This is a genomic window from Halomonas meridiana (assembly GCF_009846525.1).
Lineage (GTDB): Bacteria > Pseudomonadota > Gammaproteobacteria > Pseudomonadales > Halomonadaceae > Vreelandella.
Map to the genome: position 1 here is coordinate 1,666,016 of NZ_CP024621.1, position 23,506 is coordinate 1,689,521.

The following is a 23,506-nucleotide window of genomic DNA, read 5'->3' on the forward strand; positions in this document are numbered from 1 at the left end:
GCGATGGCCTGGGCGCTGTGACGGCATGCGATGTATTAGTCGTTAACTGCCGCAATTGCTTTGGCGAGGTAGGGAAGGTTCTCGTGGGAGAAGCCCGCCACGTTGGCACGACCAGAGCGAACCATGTAGATGCCGAACTCGTCACGCAGACGGTCGACCTGTTCCGGCGTCAAGCCGGTGTAGGAGAACATGCCGCGCTGTTCGGCCACGCAAGCGTACTTTTCATCCAAGCCGTAGGGCTTCAAGGCTTCGACGAAGTCGCGGCGCAGCGTGTTGATGCGGTCGCGCATTTCGGTCAGCTCTTCACGCCACAGGGCGGAAAGCTCGGCATCGTGCAGAATCTCGCTGACGATCGCACCGCCGTGAGCGGGCGGGTTGGAGTAGTTTTCACGCGCTACGATAGCCACCTGAGAGCGCACGTTCTCCATCTGCTCAGTGTTTTTGGCGACCAGGATCAAGCAGCCTGTGCGCTCGCAGTAAATACCGAAGTTTTTGGAGCAAGAACTGGTGATGATCACCTCATCCAGATTCTCGGCCAGTAGGCGAACGCCGTATGCGTCTTCGTCCAGACCTTCTCCGAAACCTTGGTAAGCAAAGTCGATCAACGGCAGCAGCTGACGCTCTTTCAGCACGGCCATGACCTCTTGCCACTGCGAATGAGAAAGATCGAAGCCGGTGGGGTTGTGGCAGCAGGCGTGCAGCACCACGACATCGCCTTCAGGGATCTTTTTCAGCGCGGCCAGCATGCCTTCGAAGTCCAGACGGTTGTCCGCATCGACGTAGGGATACTTATGCAGCTCGATACCCGCTGACGTGAAAATGCCGTGGTGGTTCGGCCAAGTGGGGTCGCTCACCCAGATGCCTTTGCCCGGCAGCTGGCTGGCCACGAAGTCGGCCGCCAGGCGCAGGGCGCCGGTGCCGCCCGGTGATTGAGTGGCGCTGGCTCGCTTGGCGTCGAGCACCGGAGAGTTTGCCCCCAGTAACATGGGCAGCACGGCGTCGCCATAGGCGGGAGCGCCGTGGGAGCCGATGTAAGTCTTGGTGGTTTCATTCTTGAGCAGGCGAGCTTCTGCTTCCTTGACGGCACGCATGACCGGCGTGTTGCCAGCAGCGTCTCGATAAACACCGACACCCAGGTCGACTTTCTGCGGGTTGGTATCTTTTTTGAAAGCTTCGATCAGCCCGAGAATGGCGTCTCCAGGGACTCGCTCAATTTGCTCAAACATTTATTCGGCTACCTCGTCGGTTCTGGCGGCAAGAATGAAGTCGTTAAGATGCAGGCCGTTGATTTCATGGGACCACCAAGTGACGGTGGTTTTGCCCCATTCGGTGACCAATACAGGATGATGACCCGCCTGCTCTGCGACATCGCCCACCCGCTGGCTAAACGCTAGCGCGTCGGCAAAGTTACGAAACGTGAATTGTCTCGACAGCTTCATGATGCCATCGTGTTCGATAATCTGCCACTCTGGAAGTGCTTTGAGGTGCGCTTGGCATGCGTCATGAGTGAGCGGCATGGCGTTGCCGCTGCAAGGTTCGCACTGTGATTGCGCTAGCGATGTCATGGGAGTACCTCCGCGTTGAAGTCCTCTCTTCAGGGTAGAAGGCATACGCAGTCGCGACCAACCTCTTTGGCGCTGTAGAGCGCGCGATCGGCCCGCTCGATGAGACTCACCAGCGGTTCACCCAAGCGGTACTCCGCCACGCCGATACTCAGCGTGACCCTGCCCTGGCCGATACCGAAATCGTGCTCGGCGATGGTCTGACGTAAGCGGTCGGCAAGCTTATGGCATTGCTGTAGCGAAGTGAGCGGCAGCACTACCATAAACTCTTCGCCTCCTAGCCGGGCAATCATGTCTTCGCAGCGCAGCAGCGACTGCGCCAGGGTGGCCAGCTGCTTGAGTACGCTATCCCCTTGTAAATGTCCCCAGCGGTCGTTGAGCTGTTTGAAATGGTCGATATCGATCATCATGATCGACAGCGGCGTGCCGTGGCGAGTGCTCATCGAACTCAGATGGTTGAGCTGACCCATCAGCTTGCGCCGGTTCGGCAGGTTGGTGAGCGGGTCGGTGTCGCACAGTTTGCGAAGCCGCTGCTCCTCGATGACCTGATCGGTAATGTCCATCATCAGCCCATTCCAACGTACCCCGGATTCGATGGGTTCCGGGTTGGCGCTCACCGCAATCCAGTGTGGCTTCTCTTTAGGAAAGGGCAGCCGAAAGCGCGTGTTTAGCGGCAGCATCCAGCGCGCGGAGCGCTCGATGGCCGACATCACCTTAGGGTGGTCGTGACCGGTGAGTTGTTCCAGCAGTAGGCTGGCATCTTCGGCGAGCTGCTGCCTATCGACGTACGCTAACGCCATGCCGCCACCCTCAAGATAGGGAAAGTTCATATGGCCGCTATGGGAGCGGTAGAACTGAAAAATGACCCCAGGAATACGGGGTACGAGACTATCGGCACTGGCGGGTATGCCGATAGAAGGTGCGGGTAGGTCATTCACGGGCATGCGTGAATCTCCGGTTTTTATGCCTGTTGTAAGTTAGCCGTGAAGATTAGCGGTAAAAGCGTAAACAATATGTAAGCTTTTGCTGACAATTTTGCGGTTTTTAATACTTTTTGGTCATTAAAAATCTGTTGTATATTCCATTTTCTCAGATGTACCGCGAAAATGGTCGATTGTGTAAAGAGTGGCCGTTTTCATTCTTTTCTGAACTATCATTAGACTTGAATTTCCCATGGGTGGTGGCTTTGGATACGCAACGATCACACACGGTTCATGCCGACTCGGGCGTGCCAGAGGAGCCTCAAGCGCCGCTTGGGCGTGTCAGCTTGATTGGCGCAGGCCCTGGCGACCCCGATCTGTTGACGCTGAAGGCCTACAAGCGACTCATCAACGCCGAAGTGGTGCTGTACGACCGCCTGGTGAGCGATGAAATTTTGGCACTGTTACCGGCCAAGACTGAGCGCTATTACGTGGGCAAGGCACGCTCTTCCCATAGCCTACCGCAGGAGGAGATCAACCAATCGCTGGTGACTTGGGCTCAGCAGGGCAAGCAGGTCATTCGCCTCAAAGGAGGTGACCCGTTCATCTTCGGACGTGGGGGGGAGGAGCTCGAAACACTGGTGGCGGCGGGTGTGCCTGTCGAAGTGATTCCCGGCATTACGGCGGCGTCTGGCTGTGCTGCTTATGCGGGCATTCCGCTGACCCACCGAGATCATGCGCAGTCGGTACGCTTCGTGACGGGGCATTTACAAGACGGGGAATTTTCGCTGGATTGGGCGACGCTGGCGCAGCCGGGGCAAACGTTGGTGTTTTACATGGGGTTGAGCAATTTGGCCTCCATTTGCGATGCTTTGATGGCCCATGGCATGACGCCCTCGACGCCGCTGGCGCTAATCGAGCAAGGCACGACACAGCAGCAACAAACCCACGTAGGAACCCTGCACTCACTGCCCGATAGCGCTCATCGCGGCGATATCAAGCCACCTGCGCTGTTGATCATCGGTAGCGTGGTCTCTCTTCATCAGACGCTATCGTGGTTCGAGTGCGACCGTGGCACATCGGCAGGGTTCTCGCCGGGAAAACATGCTTGGTTGACGCGGGACTAGGCGAGGGGAGCGCTTTGTCGGGTGGCGTTATGACCTGCGCTGTGTATGCTAGTAACGAACAGATTCATAAAGCGACGACCTGATCACCATCGTGCTACTTGTCACTAACGCTGCTGATGTCAGCAGCCCAGCGAAAAGAGGGACGCAGCATGTCAGAAGCTAACCACTCCGATTCGAACACGCCTGCCCACAAGCCGGACATGAAAACGCTCTTTCAGGATAACCGCGTGAAGGGTATCGCCGGGATCGCGGCGATTGCCGTGATATGGGCCATCATGGCGCAATCCAACTCAGGCACGCATCAAGAACGCGTCGAGACCTTGGAAGGCCAGCTGGCCAGTGTCGAGCAAGAGAACGCTGAATTGAGCCAGCGGCTTTCGGAAGTTGAGCAGGCGGAAGCTGACTTGACGGCGATGCGCGATGAAATGGCCTCTTTAGAGCAGCAGCAAGCGGACGCCACGGCTAGCCTCGAGTCGGCGCAGGAAGATGTCAGCAGTGTCGAAGCGCAGCTGGAAGAGCTAACGAGCCAGCGTGACAGTTTGCAGCAAGACATCACGGCGCTAGAAGAGCAGCTGGCAAGCGCCGAGAGTGACCTGCAGACGCTACGCGAAGAGCGTGATCAGGTCGTCAGTGAGCGTGACGAGGCCCAAGCTTCTCTGCAGCAAGTAGAAGAAGCGCGTCAAAGCGCAGAAGAGGCACGCCAGCAGGCCGAGTCCGCGCGTCAGGAAGCAGAAGAGCAGCGCCAACAAGCCGTGGAAGCGCTAGGTACCGCAGAGACCGAGCTCGGTGAGATCGAGCGCCAGGTCAGCGAGGCCAACGAGCGATTGGCCTCACTCGAGGAGGAGATCTCTGCTCAGGAGAGCGAGCTGCAATCCCTCCAGGAAGAGCGCGACAGCGTGATGAGCGAGCGTGATTCGCTGCAGTCCGAGGTGGATTCGCTGACGCAGCTACGTGAAGAGGAGCAGCAGAGCCTAGAGCAGGTGCGCACCGAAATGGACGACCTGATGGTGGCCCTGGACATTGGCCGCGATGAAGTGGCGAAAGTCGAAAACGACATCGAAGCACGGCAAGAGCAGCTCGCCCGGTTGGAAACGCAGCTAAGCGAGTGGCGCGACGAGCTGTCGACGCTCGATGAGCGCCTGCATGTCGAGAATCCTGCTTCGGGTGACGTGCCTGACCTCACGGGGGAGCAGCAGAATCAGCAAGAAAATGCGGATACTGACAGTGGCGAAGAAGGTGAAGACGCCCAAGCGGACGAGACGAGCCAGCAGAGCAGCAACTAATCGGAGACCAGCCGCCTTTGCGTGCTGAGCTCGAGCGGATGTGGTGTTCCCACATCCGCTTTTTCTTTGCTGGTTTAGAAATAGGGCGCTGAGGAGTATCATTCACGCCATGTTCACAATCGATAACCCACGGGAGTGCCATTGATGGATGGTGTAAAGCATATTGTGGCAGTGGCATCCGGCAAGGGTGGCGTTGGTAAATCCACCGTAACCGTTAATTTGGCGCTGGCGCTGTCTTCACAGGGCTATCGTGTAGGCGTGTTGGATGCCGATATTTATGGCCCGAGCCAGGCACAAATGCTGGGTGTGGAAGAAGGCGTCCGTCCTCAGGCGGCGGCAGACAATAAGTTTCTACCGCTGGAGGCCCACGGCATTCAAGCCATGTCGATGGCGTTCATGGTCAACACCCGCGACGCGATGGTGTGGCGTGGACCGATGGTGGTGGGAGCGTTCCAGCAGATGCTGACTCAAACCCAGTGGGATGACCTGGACTTTCTGCTGATCGATATGCCGCCGGGCACGGGGGACATCCAGCTGACGTTGGCTCAGAAGGTGCCGGTATCCGGTGCGGTGATCGTCACGACGCCGCAGGACATCGCGCTACTGGATGCCCGCAAAGGTATCGAGATGTTCCGCAAAGTCAACGTGCCGGTGCTGGGCGTGGTAGAGAACATGAGCCTTTACCACTGTGAGAAGTGCGGCCATGAAGCCGCGATTTTCGGGACGGGCGGCGGTGATCGTATTGCACAAGAGTATGACACCCAGGTGCTGGGCCGTCTGCCGCTGACGCTGTCGATTCGCGAGCTGGCCGATTCTGGACGCCCCAGTGTCGTGTCCGAGCCAGAGAGTGCGGTCAGCCGCACCTTCGCCGAGATTGCCAGCCAGGTCGCGCAGTCCGTCAGCGCTAGCCACGGTGGCGGCCCTACGATTTCTTTTAGCGAGTGATGAAGTAACCGATGAGCATTAAATCAGACAAATGGATTCGCCGGATGGCGCAGAGCGATGCCATGATCGAGCCTTTCGAGGCAGAACAGGTGCGCTATGTGAACGATCAACGGGTCATCTCCTACGGCACGTCCAGCTACGGCTACGACGTGCGCTGTGCCGACGAGTTCAAGGTATTTACCAATATCCACTCGGCCATCGTGGACCCTAAAGCGTTCGACGATAAAAGTTTCGTGGATGTGAAAGGCGATGTTTGTATCATCCCGCCGAACTCGTTTGCGCTGGCGCGGACGGTGGAGTATTTCCGCATCCCGCGTAACGTACTGACCATTTGTCTGGGTAAATCCACCTACGCACGCTGCGGTATCATCGTCAACGTGACGCCGTTGGAGCCTGAGTGGGAAGGGCACGTGACGCTGGAGTTCTCCAACACCACCAACTTGCCTGCGAAAATCTATGCCCATGAAGGCGTCGCTCAGATGCTTTTCCTGGAATCCGACGAGGTGTGCGAGATCTCCTATAAAGATCGTGGGGGCAAGTACATGGGGCAACGTGGCGTAACGCTGCCGCGCACCTGAGACGTTGCTTCGCTCGTGCTACAAAAAAGCCTTGCCGCATCACTGCGGCAAGGCTTTTTAACGCCGGTATTGGCAAGTTAGGCGTCGTCGATCTCTTCATCCAGCTCTTCGGCGGCATCCGCGTGAGAAAGGCGCATGCCGTATGGTGGAAGCGGGTGGCCGTCCATCGTGGCGCCCTCGGCCGCGTACTGCAGGCGTCCTTCTAGAAACCACTGTACTGCAATCGGGAAGATCAGATGCTCACGGGCGTGAACCTTCTCTTTTAGTGTCTCCACCGTGTCATCTGCACTCACCTGAAGCTCCGCTTGCAGCACCACGGGGCCACCATCCAGCTCTTCGGTGACGAAGTGCACGCTGCAGCCGTGATGCGAAGCACCGTCGGCAAGCGCACGGGCATGAGTGTTCAAGCCTTGGTAGGCGGGCAGTAGCGAAGGGTGGATGTTGAGCATCCGCCCCAGGAAGCGCTGCACGAAGCGCGGGGTGAGAATTCGCATGAAGCCTGCGAGTACGATCACATCCGGCTCGTGTCGCTCGATGACTTTGATCAGCGCGCCGTCGTAGGCGTCGCGGCTATCGTACTCGCGGTGAGGGAGAACCACCGCTTCGATGCCGGCTTCATGAGCCCGCTTCAAACCATAGGCGTCGGGCTCGTTGGAGATGACCGCGACAATCTCGCCGCCCAGACGGTCATGCTGCTGGGCGTCGATGAGCGCTTGGAGGTTGCTGCCACTGCCCGAGATCAGTACCACCACGCGGCGGGCGCCCATGGGTTCAGGCGTCATGCCGTTGAGGGTATCGCTGCTGTATTCGGTATTGCTCATGCTTGTGAGCTCGCTTCGCCGTGGTCGAGGACGACGGCCTCTTCCTGGCGTTGAACGATCTGGCCGATCTGGTAAACGGTCTCGCCTTGGGCTTCTAGATGTGCTTTGGCGTTCGCGGCCTGAGTGGCGGGCACGACCACGACCATACCAATGCCGCAGTTCAGCACGCGATGCATCTCGGTCTCGTTGACGTTACCTTTCGCCTGCAGCCAGTTGAACACTTCCGGGCGCTGCCAACTGGTCAAGTCGATACGGGCTGCCAGCGTGTCTGGCAGTACGCGGGGAATGTTTTCCAGCAAGCCGCCGCCAGTAATGTGGGAAAGCGCATGAACCGGGATATCGGTGCCGCGCATCATCGATAGCAGTGACTTCACGTAAATACGCGTGGGAGCCATCAGTGCGTCACCCAACGGCTGGCCATCGACGCTCTCCTCCAAGGACGCATTGCTGACTTCCAGAATTTTGCGGATCAGTGAATAGCCGTTGGAGTGCGGACCAGAAGACGCCAGGCCTAACAGCACGTCGCCTTCGGCGACCTTGCTGCCGTCGAGAATCTCGGACTTCTCCACAACGCCCACGCAGAAGCCAGCCAAATCATAGTCGCTGCCTTCGTACATGCCGGGCATTTCAGCGGTTTCGCCACCGACCAGCGCACAGCCCGCCAGCTCGCAGCCTGCGCCGATACCGGTCACGACGTCGGCGGCAATGTCGACATCCAGCTTGCCCGTGGCGTAGTAATCGAGAAAGAGCAGCGGCTCGGCACCGGCCACGATCAGGTCATTCACGCACATGGCTACCAGGTCGATGCCGATAGTGTCATGCTTGCCAAGGTCCATGGCCAGACGCAGCTTGGTGCCGACACCGTCGGTACCTGAGACGAGAACCGGCTGTTTGTAGCCTGCGGGCAGCTCGCACAGCGCGCCGAAACCGCCAAGGCCACCCATCACTTCAGGGCGTGACGTGCGCTTGGCAACGTGCTTGATACGATCGACAAGAGCGTTGCCGGCATCGATATCGACACCTGCGTCTTTATAGCTGAGAGAGGGCGTAGCCTGGGAGGGAGAAGTCTCGGTCATGACAGGTCCTGTGAAGCCTATGCAATGCTGCAATGCGATTGTGCTGGCAAGTAGCCAGTGCCGGAGCAATAACGGGGTGCGATTGTATCACCCAGCGACGTAAGTCGCATCGATGTGACGCGTTATCAGGTGCGTGGCGGCCAACTTTTGTTACTATTCAAGCACTACCGCTGACCGTATATCCAGGAAGGAGCAGGGAATGAGACATTCATGGTGGGGAATCGCGCTGGTCGTTGCGCTGGTGGGAACGGTGTATTTTCTTGATGCCGTGCTAATGCCCTTCATTGCAGGGTTGATTTTGGCCTACCTCGCGGACCCGCTAACCGACTATTTTCAGCGTCTGGGCATGCGGCGCACCTGGGCGGTCAGCAGCGTGTTCTTGGTGTTGATGTTCGTGCTGGCGCTGAGCCTGCTGATTCTCATTCCCCTCGTGGTACAGCAGATCAAGCAACTGGGAGAGGCCCTGCCGGGCGTGCTCAACTGGGTAGAAAGTGTACTGGCTCCCCAGGTTCAGGAGTGGACCGGTTATGACCTTGCCACAGAGCTTGGCAACGTTCGCGAAACCTTGATCGAAAACTGGCGGGACGCGGGTAGTTACGTAGCGCAGGCTCTGGGCCAGATTGGTCGCTCGGGCATGGCGTTCGTCTCTTGGGTGACGTATGTCGCGCTCATTCCCGTAGTGACGTTCTATTTGCTGCTGGACTGGGATCGTATGCTCGACAACCTGGGAAACTTGGTGCCGCGCCAATGGGCAGACGATACGTTTCGCCTAGCGCGCCGCTGCGATGAAGTGTTGGCGTCGTTTTTACGCGGCCAGCTGCTCGTCATGCTGTGCTTGGGCATCATTTATGCCGCAGGGTTGACACTGCTAGGCCTCAATTTTGGCCTGCTGATCGGCGCGCTCTCGGGGCTGGTCAGCATCGTGCCGTTTTTAGGCTTCATTGTCGGGCTAGTGATCGCGTTGGTGGTGGCACTGTTCCAGTTTGATACGTGGTGGGCGCTGTTAGGCGTCGTGGCTGTTTTTGGTTTGGGACAGGTGGCGGAGAGCGTCGTACTGCAACCCAAGCTATTAGGCGATAAGATTGGCTTGCACCCGGTAGCGGTCATCTTTGCGGTGCTCGCGGGCGGGCATCTTTTTGGCCTCACGGGCGTGCTATTGGCGCTACCGGCCGCAGCGGTGATCATGGTGCTGCTACGTGAAGTGAAAGACCGATATAAAAATAGTGCGCTCTACGACGCACACTTAGAAACCCCAGAAGCGCATACTCCGGATGATGCAAGGGGTCGCGACGACAAAAGGGAGTCATCATGAGCCGATTACCGGCACAGCTGCCGCTTGGGGTGGGGCTGCGCGACGATGCCACGTTCGATAACTACTATGCGTCCCGTGCGAATGCGTCGTTGGTCGATCACCTCAGTCATCAGCTTACGCCTGGCTCAGAGCCGTTTCTTTACGTATGGGGCGCCCCGGGTAGTGGGCGCAGCCATTTATTGCAAGCGGCCTGCCATGCGGCTTCAGACCAAGATAAGCGTGCCCTCTATTTGCCGCTTGCAGACCTTGGTCACTTTCCGCCACTCATGTTGGAAGATATCGAGCGGCTCGATCTGGTGGCCATCGATGACCTGGAGTACGTCATTGGACGCAAGCGCTGGGAAGAGGCGCTATTTCATGCCTTCAACCGTTTGCGAGATGAGGGCAAAGCGCTACTGATTGCGGCCAACAAACCGCCGCGCCATTTGCAGGTGGTACTGCCGGACTTGGCGTCACGGTTGGCCTGGGGCGTGACGTTCCATCTTCACCCGATGGACGATAATGACCGATTGGCTGCACTGAAGCTGCGTGCCAATGTGCGTGGCATGCAGCTGCCGGATGACGTGGGGCGCTATATCATGCACCGCGGGCCGCGGGAGCTGGGTGAACTTTGCCGCGCCTTGGAAACGTTGGATCAAGCGTCGCTATCAGCAAAGCGAAAACTAACGATTCCCTTCGTCAAGTCGGCGCTCAATTGGTAAAACGCCCCTGCCAGTCAACTGGCAAGGGCGTTGGAAGACGGCTCTATTGCGCGATCTATCAGGTGCGTTAGGCGGTCTTGCTCATCTTGGTGGCAGCGGCTTGTGCCTGCTTCACGTTTTCTTCAGTCAGCTTTTGACTCTTCTGCAGGAAGTCCTGCTGTAACGACACGACTTTGTCTGCATCGCCTTTGACACGCTCTGCCAACTCTTTCGCCACTTTTTGCTGGCCTTCCATGTAGCTGCGGAGGCCGTCGGCATCTTTGACGCTCATCAGCTGGCGCATTTGCGCAATGCCAGTATCGACATAGGCTTTGTTAGCGTCTAACTGAGCGTTCATCAGTTTTTCGGAGTAATCGATGCTCAAGCTCATGTAGGCGCGGGCCGGTGCCATGAACAGATTATCGAACTGCTGGGTCATTTCGTTGGTGTTAAACGTACGCATCATCAACACTCCTGTGCCATTTGCTAAGGTCGTGGGCTGCTAAGCTGCGCCCAGGACGGTTCGTTAATCAGCGTCGGCGAGTCAAGGAATGCACCGTCACTGATGAGATATCTTGCATCGCAGCATAGCAAGCGCTTTTGTGCAGTGCAACATTGCTGGCCAATAAACCTGGTCTAGCGTTTGTGTCAATGGTGCAACGCACGGGGTTGGCAAAGCACGGGTTTACCAAAGAGAGTGGGGCCGCTAGGCTGAATTATAGAGAGAATCGTTATCAAGCAGCGGAGAGGGAGTGCCCTCCCGCCGATGACTCACCAGGAGGGTAGTATGGAAACGCGTATTGAGCGGGATAGCATGGGGGAGTTGGAGGTGCCTGCCACGGCGCTCTACGGCGCACAGACCCAGCGTGCCATCAACAACTTTCCCGTATCGGGCACGCCTATGCCGGTGGCGTTCGTTCATGCGGTTGCTCGTATCAAGCTGGCAGCGGCGCGCAGTAATCATCAGTTAGGGATATTGGATGCCGAGCGTGCCCAGGCGATCGAAAAAGCCGCACAAGCGGTGATCAATGGCCAGCACGACGAGCACTTTCCTATCGATGTTTTTCAGACGGGGTCGGGCACGTCCACCAATATGAACGTGAACGAGGTGTTGGCGACGCTGGCCAGCCGTGAGGGCGTTGACGTCACACCCAACGATCACATCAATATGGGGCAATCCAGTAACGATGTAATCCCCACGGCGATCCACCTCTCCGCCGCCATTGCCGTGCATGAGTCGCTACGCCCGGCGCTAATCGAGCTCAAGGCAACGATTGATCGCCGTGCCAGTGAGCTTAGCCATATCGTCAAAACCGGCCGTACCCACTTGATGGACGCCATGCCGCTCCGTATGGACCAAGAGCTAGGCGCGTGGTCCAGTCAGGTGGGGCAAGCCATCGAACGATTCGACAGTGCCATGACGCGGCTATGCCGCCTCGCCCAAGGCGGTACCGCCGTGGGCACAGGCATCAATGCGCCGCCAGGGTTTGCCGACTTGATGGCCAACGACCTAAGCCAGCAAACGGGCCTCTCCTTTGCGCCTAACGACAGCTTCTTTGCTAGCTTGGCGTCGCAGGATGCCGCGGTAGAACTATCTGGTCAGTTGAAGGGGTTGGCATGTGTCGTCATGAAGATTGCCAACGACCTGCGCTGGATGAACTCGGGCCCGCTGGCGGGGTTGGGGGAAATCGAACTGGAGGCGCTGCAGCCGGGCAGCTCGATCATGCCGGGTAAGGTCAATCCCGTCATCCCCGAGTCGGCGGCGCAAGCGGCCGCTCAAGTGATTGGCTTGGATGCTGCCATCACGGTGGCCGGGCAAAGCGGCAATTTCCAGCTCAATGTCATGTTGCCCCTCGTGGCCTCGAACCTGCTCACCTCAATCACTTTGATGAGCAGTACCGCCAAGCTGCTGGGCGAGCGTGCCATCGCCACCTTCAAAGTCCGTGAAGACAATCTGCAAGGCCCGCTAGCGCGCAATCCTATTCTCGTCACCGCACTCAATAGCGTGATTGGCTACAACGCCGCCGCAGCGATTGCCAAAAAGGCCTACCAAGCAGGCCGACCAATCATCGATGTGGCGGAAGAAGAGACCGAGTTGGACCGAGCGACCTTGGAGCGGCTGCTCGATCCCACGGTATTGACGAAGGGCGGCGTCCCAGAGTAACGGGGCGCCCCGATGCACGGGCAAAATGGCTACGTTTCTTGACGTTCCGTTTTGCCTTTTTGAATGGTTTCGCTGGCTTCTTGGCGCTCCTCTTGGCTCGCCTCTGGGTTGTCGTGCTCATCTTGACGGGAGGGGCGATAGCAGAGCGTCGCGAGGATCGGGAAGTGGTCGGAGCCGAAGGCGTCCAGGCGTTGCATGCTGTCCAGCGTAAAGTGTTCGCTCACGAATACGTGATCCAGTGGCCAGCGCAGAAACGGATAATTTGCATGAAACGTACTAAACATACCGCGCCCGCGTCGAGGGTCGAGCATGCCGCTGATACGGCAAAATCGACGCGTGGTGCGTGACCAGGCGACATCGTTGAGGTCACCTGCGACGAGCGTGGCCGATGGGTTTTGATGTATCTCTTTACCCACCAAGAGCAGTTCGGCGTCTCGCCATAGCGATTTTTCGCTTTCACTGGGAGCCGGGGGGCGAGGGTGCAGCGCGTGCAGCCGAATATTGTCGCCGCTTGCCAGAGTGACATAGGTGTGGATGGAGGGAATGTCATCCTGGATCAACCATTTTACTTCCGTCTCACTGAGCGTAAGTCGAGAGTACAGATGCATGCCGTAGAGGTTATCGAGTGGGATTTTTACATTGTGCGGCCAGCGGTCCGCAAGGGCCTGATCGAGCTGATCTTGCCACCACTGGTCGGACTCTAACGTGATCACGATGTCGGGCTGGTGCTGCTCTATCATGGCCAGCAGCGTGTCTGCCTTGCGATTGGGGGTAAGTACGTTGGCAATCAGCAGCGTGATTTTTTGGTCGTCTGGCGCGTCGTGAGACGATTGCACTTGTACGGGCCACAGCCGTGTCCAGGGAAGAACGTAGCGCAGCTGAAGTATGCAGGTGAGTAGCGCAAGCCCTATCGTCGCTGTTTGCCATCCGCTGGGTTCCAAAAGCAGTATGCCAACGGCGGCGCAGAGCCCTGCAAGTACCGCAATTTGCAGGCGGGGAAACTCAAAACTGCGTACCCACCACCAGCGGAGTCTTACCCGCGCGATGAGCGTTGATAGTAATAACAAACCGGCGACGCATCCCAGCAAAGGCCCTAGCAAAACTTACCTCCTTATCCGCAAGCGATTATGATTAATCTATGTGCAGCTTAGCCGTTAGCTTTGATAAGTGTCGATGTAATTTGCGGTAGCGGGCAGTGGAAGGCGCTAATGTAGGGGAAGACGCAAAAATGACTTGCAATTCAGCCATGAAGCCGTAGAATACGCATCCGTTGCACAGCAGGACCATAGCTCAGTTGGTTAGAGCGCCACGTTGACATCGTGGAGGTCGGCGGTTCAAATCCGCCTGGTCCTACCAAGTTTGTTGGTGCACATGTTTAGGACCATAGCTCAGTTGGTTAGAGCGCCACGTTGACATCGTGGAGGTCGGCGGTTCAAATCCGCCTGGTCCTACCAGATTCTAAAAAGCCCCGCTCATTGAGCGGGGCTTTTTGTTGTTTAATGCGCCATCAAACGAAGCGGGGAAGGTCTGTTTGCCGCACGAAAGTGGCCACCAGCGCCTCGATGCCAGCCTGGTCTTCTTGGCTAAAGCGCGCGTGCTGGGGGCTGTCGATATCCAGAACGCCCCATACGAAACCGTCGTGTACGATGGGGACGACCAGCTCGGAACGTGAATCGGCGTCGCAAGCGATGTGGTCAGCCACCGCGTGAACGTCATCGACCCGTTGCGTTGCCTGTTCACGGGCCGCAGCCCCACAAACGCCTTTGCTAAAAGGGATGGGGTGGCAGGCGGGTTTGCCCTGGAAAGGCCCGAGGCACAGTAGCTGCGGTTCGCGCTGCAAATAAAAGCCAACCCAGTTCAGCGCCTCTAGCGCTTGCTGAATGAAGGCGCAGGTTTGGGCGCTGTTGGTCAGCCAGTCGCGTGTGTCTAGCAAGGCCTCTAGCTGGCGGTTGAGCAGGGTGTAATCGGTGGTCGACATACCATCTCCTTGGTGAAACGCATCAGGCCAGCCTTTCGGCTGGCCTGATAATGATTGACGAGCGGATGAGAGTTACTCGTCGGTCCAGCCCGGTACCGCCGCGCCTTTGAACAGCTCGTCGGCTTTCTCGATCACTTCGTCACGCTGATAAGCGTCGACCAACTGGCGAATCTCTTCGCGATCTTCATCGCCGCCGCGAACTGCGATCAGGTTGACGTAGGGAGACTCAGGGCCTTCCTTGATCAGCGCATCGTCCAGGCTCAGGCCAGCCGGTTGGGCGAAAGTGTTGTTGATGAAGGCCATGTCTACGTCAGGCAGTACACGGGGCAGCTGCGCCGCTTCGATTTCACGAAAGCGGAAGCCGCGCGGGTTTTCTGCGATATCGATCGGCGTGGCTTCCAGGAACGTCGGATCGTTGAGCGTGATCAGGCCTTCGTTGTGCATCAGAATCAGCGCACGCCCTTCGTTGGAAGGGTCGTTGGGCAGGGCGATTTGTGCGCCGTCCGGCAGCTCATCGATGCTATCGTACTTCTCAGAATACGCGCCGATGGGGTAAACGAAGGTGTAGCCAGCAATGGCGAAGTCGTAGCCACGGTCATTGACCATCGCCTGCATATAGGGCTCGTGCTGGTAGGCGTTGGCATCCAGGCTGCCATCGGCCAGCGCTGCGTTCGGTGTGACGTAGTCGGTGAACTCAATGATTTCGACGTTCAGGTCGTACTCTTCTTTGGCAATGCGCGCGGCCACTTCCATGACTTCGGTTTCGGGGCCGGCGACGGTGCCCATTTTGATGGTACGGGTTTCCGCATTGGCCACGTTGATGGCCAGAGCCAGTGCGGTCAGGCTGCCGATAATGACTTTTTGCATGGCGTTACTCCAGTGTCGTTGTGCATCGTGTTGCAATAATGCGGGAATAAGAAACGCAAGTCTAATGCGTTTTTGTTATATTTAGCTATGCCCATAACAAAGGCTGGCTATGACTATTTGCGGTCGCTTTTGCGCACCAAGTAGTCGCCCAGGCTTTGAAACCCCTGTACCAGTACGACCAGGATTACCACGGTGATCAGCATGATCGTGGGGTTGAAGCGGTTGTAGCCGTAGCGAATACCCAGGTCGCCCAGTCCGCCACCGCCTACGGCGCCCGCCATGGCCGAATAGCTCACTAGGGTGACGAGCGTAATGGTGAGGCCCGTAATGATGCCGCCGCGCGCTTCAGGAATCAGCACCTTGGTAATGATTTGCCAGGGTGTCGCCCCCATGGATTGTGCAGATTCGATCAGCCCTGGCGAGATCTCGTTCAGCGCGCCCTCGATAAGGCGTGCCACGAATGGAATCGCAGCAATCGTCAGCGGGACCGACGCAGCGTTGATGCCGATGGAGGTCCCGACCAGCATGCGGGTGAAGGGGATAATGGCGACCATCAAAATGATGAACGGAATCGAACGCCCGATATTGGTGATGATGCCCAGTGCCTGGTTGAGGACGGGCATCGCCATGATTTGCCGCGGGCGGGTCACGTAAAGCATCACGCCCAGGGGGAGTCCCAGTAGGGTGGCGATCACGCCCGACACGGCCACCATATAAAGGGTATCCAGCGTGGCCTGTAAAATGAGATCAAACATTGCGCTGGACATGACCAAGTACCTCCACCTGTAGTTGATGCGCTTCTAGATAGGACATGGCTTGCTGGGTTTGCTCGTGGCTGCCCAGCAGCTCGGCAATCATCAGGCCCAGCGTGCGGTCTTGAATGGACTCGACTTTGGCTTGCAGGATGCTGACATCCACGCTGCACTCTCGCGCTAGACGAGAGATGAGCGGCGTGGAGACGGCGTCGCCCGAAAACGTCAGGCGCACCACCGGGTGCGTATGTTCACTGGGGCTCTCTTGCAGACGCTCCAGTAGCTCTTTCGGGGGGCTGAGCTGTAAGAAGTCGTTCAAAAAGTCGCGGCCAAGCTGCGTTGCGGGCGCGGTAAAGAAGTCGCCCACTTCCGCGTCTTCCACCAGCTTACCGTCAGAAATCAAGCTGACCCGATGGCAGATCGATTTCACCACTTCCATTTCGTGGGTAATGAGCAAAATGGTAATGCCCAATTGGTGGTTGATGTCCCGCAGCAGCTCAAGGATTGAGCTGGTCGTCTGTGGGTCCAGTGCCGAGGTCGCTTCGTCGCATAGCAGCACGTTGGGTTTGCTGGCAAGGGCGCGGGCAATGGCGACACGCTGTTTCTGGCCGCCGGAGAGCTGAGCGGGATACTGCTTCGCTTTATCGGCGAGGCCGACCATCTCTAGCAGTGGCAGTACGCGGTTTTTGATTGCGCTGCGCTTTTCACCCATGAGTTCCAGGGGGAGGGCGACATTGTCAAAAACAGTCCGCGTGGTAAGCAGGTTGAAGTGTTGAAAAATCATACCGATACGGTGACGAGCTTGGTTGAGCTCGTTGCGGCCAAGCTCGGTCATTTCCTGCCCGTCCACAACGACGCTGCCGCTCGTAGGGCGCTCGAGCAGATTGACGCAACGGATGAGGGTGGATTTCCCCGCGCCTGAGAGGCCGATGACCCCGTGGATGGTGCCTTTGGGGATCGTTAAATTGACATTTTGAAGGGCGTGAACGGCACTGTCGCCGTTGCCATAGGTTTTACTAACGTTGCTAAGTTCAATCATAGCGTCTGCCTTAATGGTAGGCCGAAGACGGAGTGCGAGGGGGCAAGCGTAGGGCGGGGAACAAAAAAAGGCCACCCTTGCGGGTGGCCATCAACGCTGGACACACCCTTTTAGCTGCACTTCACCCCGCCAAAGGCCAGGTGGACGCCCGCAATCTGGGTACAAATCGGCGTCATTACATTTGCGGCGAAAGTCTAAAGAGCGGCCGGGGTGTTGTCAACGAAAACCGTTCTATTTCATGTTTTTAAGTTGTTAAACAGGGTGATTTACTTTTTAAGTGTTTTTATTTGGTGGTTATTGCTGTTGGCGGCGGGTTTGGCTGGGTGTTGGCAGCAAAAAACCATGATCGCTCACGCGGGGTTGCCGACTGGCTGCACAAGGTTGGGTCATTAGTAGTAAGCTTGCGCAAGTTTTTATGGCCTACGCCACCCTGTTCACCTGTTTTGAAAGGAAGGGCTCATGTTTACGGGTATCGTTCAAGGTACTGCTGAGGTTGTCGAAGTGCGCGAGCTAGAGGAGTTCCGCACGCATGTGGTGGCCTTGCCAGAGAGTCTGCGTAGCGGACTGGAGATAGGCGCGTCCGTCGCGCATAACGGTGTGTGCTTGACGGTGACGGCCATCGAGGGCGAGCGTGTCAGTTTCGACCTGATGCGAGAAACGCTCCGGCTGACCAATCTTGGTGCAATTACGCCAGGGCAATGCGTCAACATAGAGCGTGCGGCCCGCTTCGGGGACGAGATCGGTGGGCACTCCATGTCCGGTCACATCATTTGTATGGCGCAGGTAGTCGCCATCGAGGAGGCGCCCAATAATCGCCGTCTCTGGTTCGCGCTACCCGAAAAAGCCGCCAAGTTCGTATTTGAAAAAGGCTACATTGGCGTTGATGGGATTAGTCTCACCGTGGGTGACGTGCGTCCTTCGGCGGATGGGGCAGGGGCCGAGTTCAGTGTTAACCTGATTCCCGAGACGCTGTCCCGTACGGTATTGGGTAGTCGCTTAATGGGCGACTGGGTCAATATCGAGATCGATCCGCAAACACAGGTCATCGTGGAGACGGTAGAGCGGGTGTTGGCGAGCCGGTCCATGTAGCCATGTGACGGTATCGTTTTGGGTTTTTGTTGACCGATCGGTTAGCTGGTGGCCTAAAGTTTGCTAAACAGTAGGTGAGGGGACGTGCCCTCGATCAACGGCTGCACGTGAGGCACTCGCATCACGCGGTGCCTTTCGGTAGTATGTGCGGCTTTTCTCGCACCAAGGGACGCATTCGGCGTAAGCGCGAAGGATAAAAACTACATGAAATTTCTGGACAACTACTTCAAGCTCACAGAGCAGAAGACCAACGTCAAGACGGAAGTGATCGCTGGGGTCACGACGTTCTTAACCATGGCCTACATCATCTTCGTCAATCCGAGCATCCTCTCGGAAGCGGGAATGGATTACGGCGCTGTCTTTGTTGCCACCTGCGTGGCTGCGGCCATTGGCTGTTTCGTCATGGGGCTATGGGCGAACTACCCTATTGCACAAGCACCCGGCATGGGGCTGAACGCCTTCTTTACCTATGGCGTCGTGCTGGGCATGGGCTATACCTGGGAAGCGGCGCTAGGGGCCGTCTTCTTCTCCGGTTTGACGTTTTTCTTGCTGAGTATTTTCAAAATCCGCGAATGGATCATCAACTCCATTCCGCTTTCGCTACGTTTGGGTATTGCTGCGGGGATCGGCCTGTTTCTGGCGATGATTGCTTTGAAAAACGCAGGCATCGTGGTCGCTAACCCGGCAACGTTCGTCTCTCTTGGAGACTTGTCCGAGCCAGCTCCTCTTTATGCACTGCTGGGCTTCTTCGTGATCACGGCCTTGGCCTACCTGCGCGTGACTGGCGCAGTCATGATCGGCATTATCGGGGTGACCGTCTTGGCCATGGTGCTGGGGCATAACCAGTACGGTGGCATCATGTCCATGCCGCCCTCCATTGCGCCAACTTTTATGGCCATGGATCTGATGGGCGCGCTGGACGTGGCCATGCTCAGCGTTATCTTTGCCTTCCTGTTCGTCGACCTGTTCGATACGTCCGGCACGCTGGTAGGGGTGGCCCACCGAGGCAAGCTGCTGGACGAAGATGGCAAGCTGCCGCGCATCGGTCGCGCCATGATGGCCGATAGTACGGCGTCGATGGCCGGTGCCGCGCTGGGTACCTCCACCACCACCAGCTATATTGAATCCACGGCGGGCATCGTTTCCGGTGGGCGCACGGGGCTGACGGCAGTCGTGGTTGGTGTGCTGTTCTTGATCAGCCTGTTTTTCGCGCCGCTGGCAGGCTCTATCCCTGCCTATGCGACCGCCGGTGCACTTCTCTATGTCGCTGTATTGATGGCGGGAAGTTTGGCGCATGCGAATTGGGAAGATCCCACCGACGCTGCCCCGGTCCTCATTGCGGCGATCGCCATGCCGCTGACTTTCTCCATTGCGGAAGGTATCGCCCTGGGCTTCATCAGCTACGTTGCGATCAAAACGCTGTCGGGCCGCTTTGCGGACCTCAACCCGGCGGTAGTGGTGTTAGCGCTGCTATTTGCAGCAAAGTTTCTATTCATGGGTTAACCACCCAATCTTCGACTAATCAATGAGAGACGCGATGAGCATCTACGGCGATTACATTAAGTCCGTTATTCGCACGGTTCCTGACTGGCCAGAGCAGGGGGTGAATTTCCGTGACATTACTCCCTTGCTGCAAAACAGCGCTGCCTTTCGTAAGCTGATCGACAGTTTCGTGCACCGCTACCAGGAAATGAATCTGGATGCCATCGCGGCCATCGATGCCCGTGGCTTTATCATCGGCGCACCGTTGGCGTACGAGCTGGGCTGCAGCTTCGTTCCCGTGCGTAAGAAGGGCAAGCTGCCGTTCAAAACCATCAGCGAAACCTACACGCTGGAGTACGGTCATTCGGAAGTCGAGCTTCATGCCGATGCGTTCCAGGAAGGTGATCGGATTTTGCTCATGGATGATCTGATCGCCACGGGCGGCACGATGCTGGCAGCGGCCAACCTGATTCAGCGCTGCGGTGGTCACGTCGTCGAGACAGCAACGATCATCGATCTGCCCGAACTGGGTGGTTCTCAGAAAATTCGCGATGCGGGTTACAGCGTATTCGCGGTCTGTTCCTTCAACGAAGACGAGTAACGTCCCATGAGCAGCGAACGCTATCATCAACACTTCACCGTTTCTTGGGACCAAATTCATCGCGACGTGCGCCAGCTGTGCCACCTGCTCATCGAGCGGGATTTCAAAGGCATTGTGGCGATTACCCGTGGCGGCCTGATTCCGGCGGCCCTGATTGCCCGCGAGCTGAACATTCGCCTGATCGACACCGTGTGCATCAAAAGCTATGACCACATGGAGCAGGGCGGCTTGGACATCATGAAAGGCGTCGACCACGATGGTGATGGCTGGCTGTTGGTCGACGATCTCGTCGATACCGGCAAAACGGCCCGTGCCGTGCGTGAAATGCTGCCTAAAGCACATTTTGTCACGATCTACGCCAAACCAGAGGGGCGTCCTTTGGTGGATCAATACCTGACCGAAGTGGCTCAGCAGTGCTGGATCCAGTTCCCTTGGGATATGGGCATAGCTTACGTCGAGCCACTCGCCGATCAAATGAAGAAGTAATATGGCTAACCCGCTACCCGATGATTGGAGCCAGTGGCTAGGGCAAGAGTTTCAGGCGGAGTACATGTCCGCCCTGAAGGCGTTTTTGGCCGATGAAAAAGCGGCCAAGAAAGTTATCTACCCGCACTCGTCGAACTGGTTTCGTGCTTTCGAGCTTACGCCTCTCGCTTCGGTGAAAGTGGTGATTCTGGGGCAAGACCCCTATCACGGGCCTAACCAAGCGCACGGGCTCTGCTTTTCGGTACAGCCGGGGGTGCCGGTGCCCCCGTCGCTCGTCAACATTTATAAGGAGTTGGCGAGCGACGTGGGTTTTACGCCGGTGCGTCACGGCTTTTTGGAGTCGTGGGCCAAGCAAGGGGTGCTGCTATTGAACACGGCGCTGACGGTAGAGCAGGGCAATGCCGCGTCGCATCGTGGTAAAGGGTGGGAGCATTTCACCGATCGGACCATTGAGACCGTAAGCCGACACGCCGAACCTAGTGTGTTTCTTCTGTGGGGTAGCCATGCGCGTCAAAAGAAGTCGCTGATCGATACTTCTCGTCATTTGATGTTGGAGTCGCCACACCCCTCGCCGCTATCGGCTCACCGCGGCTTTTTTGGCAATCGTCACTTTTCCAAGGCGAATCAGTTCTTGGAAGCACAGGGGCGTGCACCAATTGCGTGGCAATTACCGGAAACCCCTTAACCTGATGGTCAGTTGCGGGTAGAATGGCGCGCAATTTTGTAAGCATGTCGATGGCGACCTATGTCGCCATCCTGAATCCCCTGCAGTGAGGAAGTCCCATGAGTGTCTACGCCATTAACCATCCGCTTGTTCAACATAAGCTGGGACTGATGCGCGAAGCTGATTTGAGCACCAAGAGCTTTCGTGAACTGGCAGGTGAAGTGGCTAAGCTTCTGACCTACGAAGCCACCAAAGGTCTGGAGCTTGAGGATCATGAGATTCAAGGCTGGAACGGCGAGCCCATTGCGACGCGTCGTCTGAAAGGTAAGAAGGTCACCATCGTCCCGATTCTGCGTGCAGGCTTGGGCATGCTCGAAGGCGTGACGGATTTGATTCCCAGCGCACGCGTGAGCGTCGTCGGCTTGTACCGCGATGAAGAGACACTGCAGCCGGTGCCGTATTTTGCGAAGTTCGCCAACGACATCGAAGAGCGGATGGCGATCGTGATCGACCCGATGCTGGCGACCGGCGGTTCCATGGTGGCCACGTTGGACATGCTGCGTGAGCGCGGCTGTGAGCATATGAAAGTCATCGTTTTGGTGGCTGCCCCTGAAGGGATTAAACGGGTGCAAGATGCTTATCCTGATGTAGAAATCTACACCGCGTCGGTGGATGACCGACTCGATGAGAACGGCTACATCGTCCCCGGTTTGGGAGATGCCGGCGATAAGATTTTCGGAACGCGTTAAGCGCTCCGCCTCTAAAGGCCCCTTACGCATCGCGTTGGGGGCATTTTTTTGCCTCCGTGATGAATAACAGACCCCAGGAGTGGTGTGATGACAACGAGTGCGAGACAAGAGTCTTGGCCAAAAATGCTGCTGACCGGCGCGCAGATGCTATTCGTCGCCTTCGGTGCGCTGGTGCTGGTGCCTCTATTGACCGGGCTAGATCCCAGCGTGGCGCTCTTTACCGCCGGGCTAGGTACGCTGGTGTTCCATGGTGTGACCAAGCAGAGCGTGCCGGTCTTTTTGGCCTCATCGTTTGCCTTCATTGCCCCGATACAGGGGTCCATTGCCAGCTTTGGCGTGTCGGCCACCTTGGGTGGATTGATGGCAGCAGGCCTGGTGTATGTGGCGATTTCCCAGGCGGTGCGGTTGAAAGGCACCGCTTGGCTGCATCGCTTGCTGCCTGCCGTGGTGGTTGGCCCCGTTATCATGGTGATCGGCTTAGCCCTCGCGCCGGTCGCCGTCAGCATGGCCACCGGGGAAACCAGTGACCAGATTGGCTACGGTCAGGCGATTTTTCTTTCCATGGCGAGCCTGCTGGTCACTCTAGTGCTAGCAGTGTTTGGGCGCGGCATTCTGCGCCTGGTGCCTATCATGGGGGGCATCGCGACAGGCTATGCCCTGGCACTCATCATGGGAGTGATCGACTTTACGCCGGTGCGGGAGGCTGCCTGGCTCTCGTTACCCAATTTTACGGCCCCTAGTTTTCATTGGGCGGCCATTCTCTTCATGATTCCTGTAGCGATTGCACCCGCCGTCGAGCACATTGGGGACATGGTGGCCATTGGTTCGGTCACGCGCACCAACTACATGGAAAAGCCCGGCTTGCACCGAACGCTGCTGGGCGACGGTTTGGCCACCACGGCTGCGGCGCTATTTGGCGGGCCGCCCAACACGACTTACTCTGAAGTAACCGGCGCCGTGACGCTGACCAAAGCGTTCAATCCCGCCTACATGATGGTAGCGGCGGTCATCGCGATCGTGCTGGCGTTCGTGGGTAAGCTAGGGGCGCTGCTGCAAACCATTCCTGGCCCGGTCATGGGGGGCATCATGACGCTGCTGTTTGGTTCGATTGCCGTGGTGGGAATGAACACCCTGGTGCGCGCGGGGCAGTCGTTGACGGCGGCGCGTAACTTGGTGGTGGTGTCGCTGATCTTGGTGTTCGGGATTGGCGGCATGCAGTTTGGCGGTGGGCAGTTCACGCTCCAGGGTGTCAGCTTGGCGGCGCTGGTGGGCATTGCGTTAAACTGGCTGTTGCCTGCTGAAAAAGAGGGTGAATGACCCGTGGCGCTAAT

General features: G+C 57.5%; 25 protein-coding genes and 2 tRNA genes. 16 read left to right on the plus strand and 11 right to left on the minus strand.

Going from position 1 to position 23,506, the window contains the following annotated elements:
• Positions 1–35: 35 nt before the first annotated feature.
• From CTT34_RS08040 to CTT34_RS08050, 3 genes are read right to left on the minus strand one after another with little or no spacing between them, the layout of a single operon-like run.
• Positions 36–1,226, minus strand: coding sequence for an amino acid aminotransferase (locus tag CTT34_RS08040; protein ID WP_159341962.1), 1,191 nt, complete (start codon positions 1,224–1,226; stop codon positions 36–38).
• On the minus strand, positions 1,227–1,565 hold the full coding sequence (locus CTT34_RS08045; RefSeq protein WP_159341963.1) for a 4a-hydroxytetrahydrobiopterin dehydratase: 339 nt from the start codon (positions 1,563–1,565) through the stop codon (positions 1,227–1,229).
• 29 nt (positions 1,566–1,594) lie between these two features.
• Positions 1,595–2,506 carry a GGDEF domain-containing protein gene (locus CTT34_RS08050; RefSeq protein WP_159341964.1) on the minus strand — a complete coding sequence of 304 codons (912 nt, stop codon included), beginning with the start codon at positions 2,504–2,506 and terminating at the stop codon, positions 1,595–1,597.
• A gap of 242 nt (positions 2,507–2,748) precedes the next feature.
• Between CTT34_RS08050 and cobA the strand changes: the two genes are divergently transcribed.
• The 4 genes from cobA to dcd all read left to right on the plus strand — a co-directional run bounded on the left by cobA (position 2,749) and on the right by dcd (position 6,415).
• Positions 2,749–3,609, plus strand: coding sequence for a uroporphyrinogen-III C-methyltransferase (gene cobA / locus CTT34_RS08055; protein ID WP_390620271.1), 861 nt, complete (start codon positions 2,749–2,751; stop codon positions 3,607–3,609).
• 149 nt (positions 3,610–3,758) lie between these two features.
• Positions 3,759–4,892, plus strand: coding sequence for a coiled-coil domain-containing protein (locus CTT34_RS08060; protein ID WP_159341966.1), 1,134 nt, complete (start codon positions 3,759–3,761; stop codon positions 4,890–4,892).
• Positions 4,893–5,036: 144 nt separating this feature from the next.
• Positions 5,037–5,837 carry an iron-sulfur cluster carrier protein ApbC gene (gene apbC / locus CTT34_RS08065; RefSeq protein WP_159341967.1) on the plus strand — a complete coding sequence of 267 codons (801 nt, stop codon included), beginning with the start codon at positions 5,037–5,039 and terminating at the stop codon, positions 5,835–5,837.
• Between the two features lie 11 nt (positions 5,838–5,848).
• Entirely contained in the window at positions 5,849–6,415 is a 567-nt protein-coding gene (dcd, locus tag CTT34_RS08070; RefSeq protein WP_153843890.1) for a dCTP deaminase, read from the plus strand.
• A gap of 77 nt (positions 6,416–6,492) precedes the next feature.
• Here dcd and purN read toward each other — a convergent pair whose 3' ends face one another.
• Both purN and purM read right to left on the minus strand, forming a co-directional pair.
• Positions 6,493–7,236, minus strand: a complete 744-nt coding sequence (gene purN, locus CTT34_RS08075; RefSeq protein WP_159341968.1) for a phosphoribosylglycinamide formyltransferase — start codon at positions 7,234–7,236, stop codon at positions 6,493–6,495.
• The gene (gene purM, locus CTT34_RS08080; RefSeq protein WP_159341969.1) at positions 7,233–8,312 is read right to left on the minus strand and encodes a phosphoribosylformylglycinamidine cyclo-ligase; all 1,080 of its coding nucleotides are present in this window, start codon (positions 8,310–8,312) and stop codon (positions 7,233–7,235) included. Before purM ends, purN begins: the two co-directional genes overlap by 4 nt.
• Positions 8,313–8,511: 199 nt before the next feature.
• On the opposite strand from purM, the gene CTT34_RS08085 reads away from it, so the two are divergent.
• Complete coding sequence (locus tag CTT34_RS08085) at positions 8,512–9,624, plus strand: AI-2E family transporter (RefSeq protein WP_159341970.1); 1,113 nt, start codon at positions 8,512–8,514, stop codon at positions 9,622–9,624.
• Entirely contained in the window at positions 9,621–10,325 is a 705-nt protein-coding gene (gene hda / locus CTT34_RS08090; protein WP_159341971.1) for a DnaA regulatory inactivator Hda, read from the plus strand. The genes CTT34_RS08085 and hda overlap by 4 nt, the downstream gene beginning before the upstream one ends.
• A 67-nt stretch (positions 10,326–10,392) precedes the next feature.
• Here the strand turns inward: hda and CTT34_RS08095 are convergent, their stop codons facing one another.
• Positions 10,393–10,767, minus strand: a complete 375-nt coding sequence (locus CTT34_RS08095) for a phasin family protein (protein WP_159343734.1) — start codon at positions 10,765–10,767, stop codon at positions 10,393–10,395.
• 324 nt (positions 10,768–11,091) lie between these two features.
• On the opposite strand from CTT34_RS08095, the gene CTT34_RS08100 reads away from it, so the two are divergent.
• Positions 11,092–12,468 carry a class II fumarate hydratase gene (locus CTT34_RS08100; protein WP_159341972.1) on the plus strand — a complete coding sequence of 459 codons (1,377 nt, stop codon included), beginning with the start codon at positions 11,092–11,094 and terminating at the stop codon, positions 12,466–12,468.
• Between the two features lie 29 nt (positions 12,469–12,497).
• On the opposite strand, the gene CTT34_RS08105 is transcribed toward CTT34_RS08100, so the two are convergent.
• Complete coding sequence (locus CTT34_RS08105) at positions 12,498–13,568, minus strand: endonuclease/exonuclease/phosphatase family protein (RefSeq protein WP_159341973.1); 1,071 nt, start codon at positions 13,566–13,568, stop codon at positions 12,498–12,500.
• A gap of 179 nt (positions 13,569–13,747) precedes the next feature.
• Between CTT34_RS08105 and CTT34_RS08110 the strand changes: the two genes are divergently transcribed.
• Positions 13,748–13,824 (plus strand) — tRNA-Val (locus CTT34_RS08110).
• Positions 13,825–13,845: 21 nt separating this feature from the next.
• Positions 13,846–13,922, plus strand: a tRNA-Val gene (locus CTT34_RS08115).
• A 53-nt stretch (positions 13,923–13,975) separates the two neighbouring features.
• Here the strand turns inward: CTT34_RS08115 and CTT34_RS08120 are convergent.
• From CTT34_RS08120 to CTT34_RS08135, 4 genes are all read right to left on the minus strand, one after another.
• Positions 13,976–14,446 (minus strand): GAF domain-containing protein, encoded by a 471-nt coding sequence (locus CTT34_RS08120; RefSeq protein WP_159341974.1) that lies wholly within the window; start codon positions 14,444–14,446, stop codon positions 13,976–13,978.
• Between the two features lie 72 nt (positions 14,447–14,518).
• Positions 14,519–15,313: a MetQ/NlpA family ABC transporter substrate-binding protein gene (locus tag CTT34_RS08125; RefSeq protein WP_054640841.1), complete on the minus strand. Its 795-nt coding sequence runs from the start codon at positions 15,311–15,313 to the stop codon at positions 14,519–14,521.
• Positions 15,314–15,426: 113 nt separating this feature from the next.
• A complete protein-coding gene (locus CTT34_RS08130) occupies positions 15,427–16,080 on the minus strand; it encodes a methionine ABC transporter permease (protein WP_159341975.1) in 654 nt (217 codons plus the stop codon).
• The gene (locus tag CTT34_RS08135) at positions 16,061–17,104 is read right to left on the minus strand and encodes a methionine ABC transporter ATP-binding protein (protein ID WP_159341976.1); all 1,044 of its coding nucleotides are present in this window, start codon (positions 17,102–17,104) and stop codon (positions 16,061–16,063) included. Before CTT34_RS08135 ends, CTT34_RS08130 begins: the two co-directional genes overlap by 20 nt.
• Before the next feature lie 459 nt (positions 17,105–17,563).
• Here CTT34_RS08135 and CTT34_RS08140 point away from each other — a divergent pair, with 459 nt between their 5' ends.
• From CTT34_RS08140 to CTT34_RS08170, 7 genes are all read left to right on the plus strand, one after another.
• Positions 17,564–18,193 (plus strand): riboflavin synthase subunit alpha, encoded by a 630-nt coding sequence (locus tag CTT34_RS08140; protein WP_159341977.1) that lies wholly within the window; start codon positions 17,564–17,566, stop codon positions 18,191–18,193.
• Positions 18,194–18,397: 204 nt separating this feature from the next.
• Positions 18,398–19,696 (plus strand): NCS2 family permease, encoded by a 1,299-nt coding sequence (locus CTT34_RS08145; RefSeq protein WP_159341978.1) that lies wholly within the window; start codon positions 18,398–18,400, stop codon positions 19,694–19,696.
• A gap of 34 nt (positions 19,697–19,730) precedes the next feature.
• Positions 19,731–20,276 (plus strand): adenine phosphoribosyltransferase, encoded by a 546-nt coding sequence (locus tag CTT34_RS08150; RefSeq protein WP_139528053.1) that lies wholly within the window; start codon positions 19,731–19,733, stop codon positions 20,274–20,276.
• A gap of 6 nt (positions 20,277–20,282) precedes the next feature.
• On the plus strand, positions 20,283–20,762 hold the full coding sequence (gene gpt / locus CTT34_RS08155; protein ID WP_139528052.1) for a xanthine phosphoribosyltransferase: 480 nt from the start codon (positions 20,283–20,285) through the stop codon (positions 20,760–20,762).
• Position 20,763: 1 nt separating this feature from the next.
• Positions 20,764–21,447 (plus strand): uracil-DNA glycosylase, encoded by a 684-nt coding sequence (gene ung / locus CTT34_RS08160; protein ID WP_159341979.1) that lies wholly within the window; start codon positions 20,764–20,766, stop codon positions 21,445–21,447.
• 98 nt (positions 21,448–21,545) lie between these two features.
• On the plus strand, positions 21,546–22,175 hold the full coding sequence (gene upp / locus CTT34_RS08165; RefSeq protein ID WP_044628300.1) for a uracil phosphoribosyltransferase: 630 nt from the start codon (positions 21,546–21,548) through the stop codon (positions 22,173–22,175).
• 87 nt (positions 22,176–22,262) lie between these two features.
• Positions 22,263–23,492, plus strand: coding sequence for a uracil-xanthine permease family protein (locus tag CTT34_RS08170; protein WP_174788521.1), 1,230 nt, complete (start codon positions 22,263–22,265; stop codon positions 23,490–23,492).
• Positions 23,493–23,506: the final 14 nt, after the last annotated feature.

Coding starts and splice junctions, on each gene's coding strand:
- gpt (WP_139528052.1), top strand. CDS start 20,283: ATGAGCAGCGAACGCTATCATCAACACTTCACCGTTTCTTGGGACCAA.
- CTT34_RS08150 (WP_139528053.1), top strand. CDS start 19,731: ATGAGCATCTACGGCGATTACATTAAGTCCGTTATTCGCACGGTTCCT.
- CTT34_RS08120 (WP_159341974.1), bottom strand. CDS start 14,446: ATGTCGACCACCGATTACACCCTGCTCAACCGCCAGCTAGAGGCCTTG.
- hda (WP_159341971.1), top strand. CDS start 9,621: ATGAGCCGATTACCGGCACAGCTGCCGCTTGGGGTGGGGCTGCGCGAC.
- CTT34_RS08045 (WP_159341963.1), bottom strand. CDS start 1,565: ATGACATCGCTAGCGCAATCACAGTGCGAACCTTGCAGCGGCAACGCC.
- dcd (WP_153843890.1), top strand. CDS start 5,849: ATGAGCATTAAATCAGACAAATGGATTCGCCGGATGGCGCAGAGCGAT.
- purM (WP_159341969.1), bottom strand. CDS start 8,312: ATGACCGAGACTTCTCCCTCCCAGGCTACGCCCTCTCTCAGCTATAAA.
- CTT34_RS08145 (WP_159341978.1), top strand. CDS start 18,398: ATGAAATTTCTGGACAACTACTTCAAGCTCACAGAGCAGAAGACCAAC.
- CTT34_RS08135 (WP_159341976.1), bottom strand. CDS start 17,104: ATGATTGAACTTAGCAACGTTAGTAAAACCTATGGCAACGGCGACAGT.
- CTT34_RS08100 (WP_159341972.1), top strand. CDS start 11,092: ATGGAAACGCGTATTGAGCGGGATAGCATGGGGGAGTTGGAGGTGCCT.
- purN (WP_159341968.1), bottom strand. CDS start 7,236: ATGAGCAATACCGAATACAGCAGCGATACCCTCAACGGCATGACGCCT.
- CTT34_RS08085 (WP_159341970.1), top strand. CDS start 8,512: ATGAGACATTCATGGTGGGGAATCGCGCTGGTCGTTGCGCTGGTGGGA.
- CTT34_RS08125 (WP_054640841.1), bottom strand. CDS start 15,313: ATGCAAAAAGTCATTATCGGCAGCCTGACCGCACTGGCTCTGGCCATC.
- CTT34_RS08130 (WP_159341975.1), bottom strand. CDS start 16,080: ATGTCCAGCGCAATGTTTGATCTCATTTTACAGGCCACGCTGGATACC.
- CTT34_RS08060 (WP_159341966.1), top strand. CDS start 3,759: ATGTCAGAAGCTAACCACTCCGATTCGAACACGCCTGCCCACAAGCCG.
- CTT34_RS08050 (WP_159341964.1), bottom strand. CDS start 2,506: ATGCCCGTGAATGACCTACCCGCACCTTCTATCGGCATACCCGCCAGT.
- ung (WP_159341979.1), top strand. CDS start 20,764: ATGGCTAACCCGCTACCCGATGATTGGAGCCAGTGGCTAGGGCAAGAG.
- CTT34_RS08140 (WP_159341977.1), top strand. CDS start 17,564: ATGTTTACGGGTATCGTTCAAGGTACTGCTGAGGTTGTCGAAGTGCGC.
- upp (WP_044628300.1), top strand. CDS start 21,546: ATGAGTGTCTACGCCATTAACCATCCGCTTGTTCAACATAAGCTGGGA.
- CTT34_RS08040 (WP_159341962.1), bottom strand. CDS start 1,226: ATGTTTGAGCAAATTGAGCGAGTCCCTGGAGACGCCATTCTCGGGCTG.
- CTT34_RS08170 (WP_174788521.1), top strand. CDS start 22,263: ATGACAACGAGTGCGAGACAAGAGTCTTGGCCAAAAATGCTGCTGACC.
- CTT34_RS08095 (WP_159343734.1), bottom strand. CDS start 10,767: ATGCGTACGTTTAACACCAACGAAATGACCCAGCAGTTCGATAATCTG.
- apbC (WP_159341967.1), top strand. CDS start 5,037: ATGGATGGTGTAAAGCATATTGTGGCAGTGGCATCCGGCAAGGGTGGC.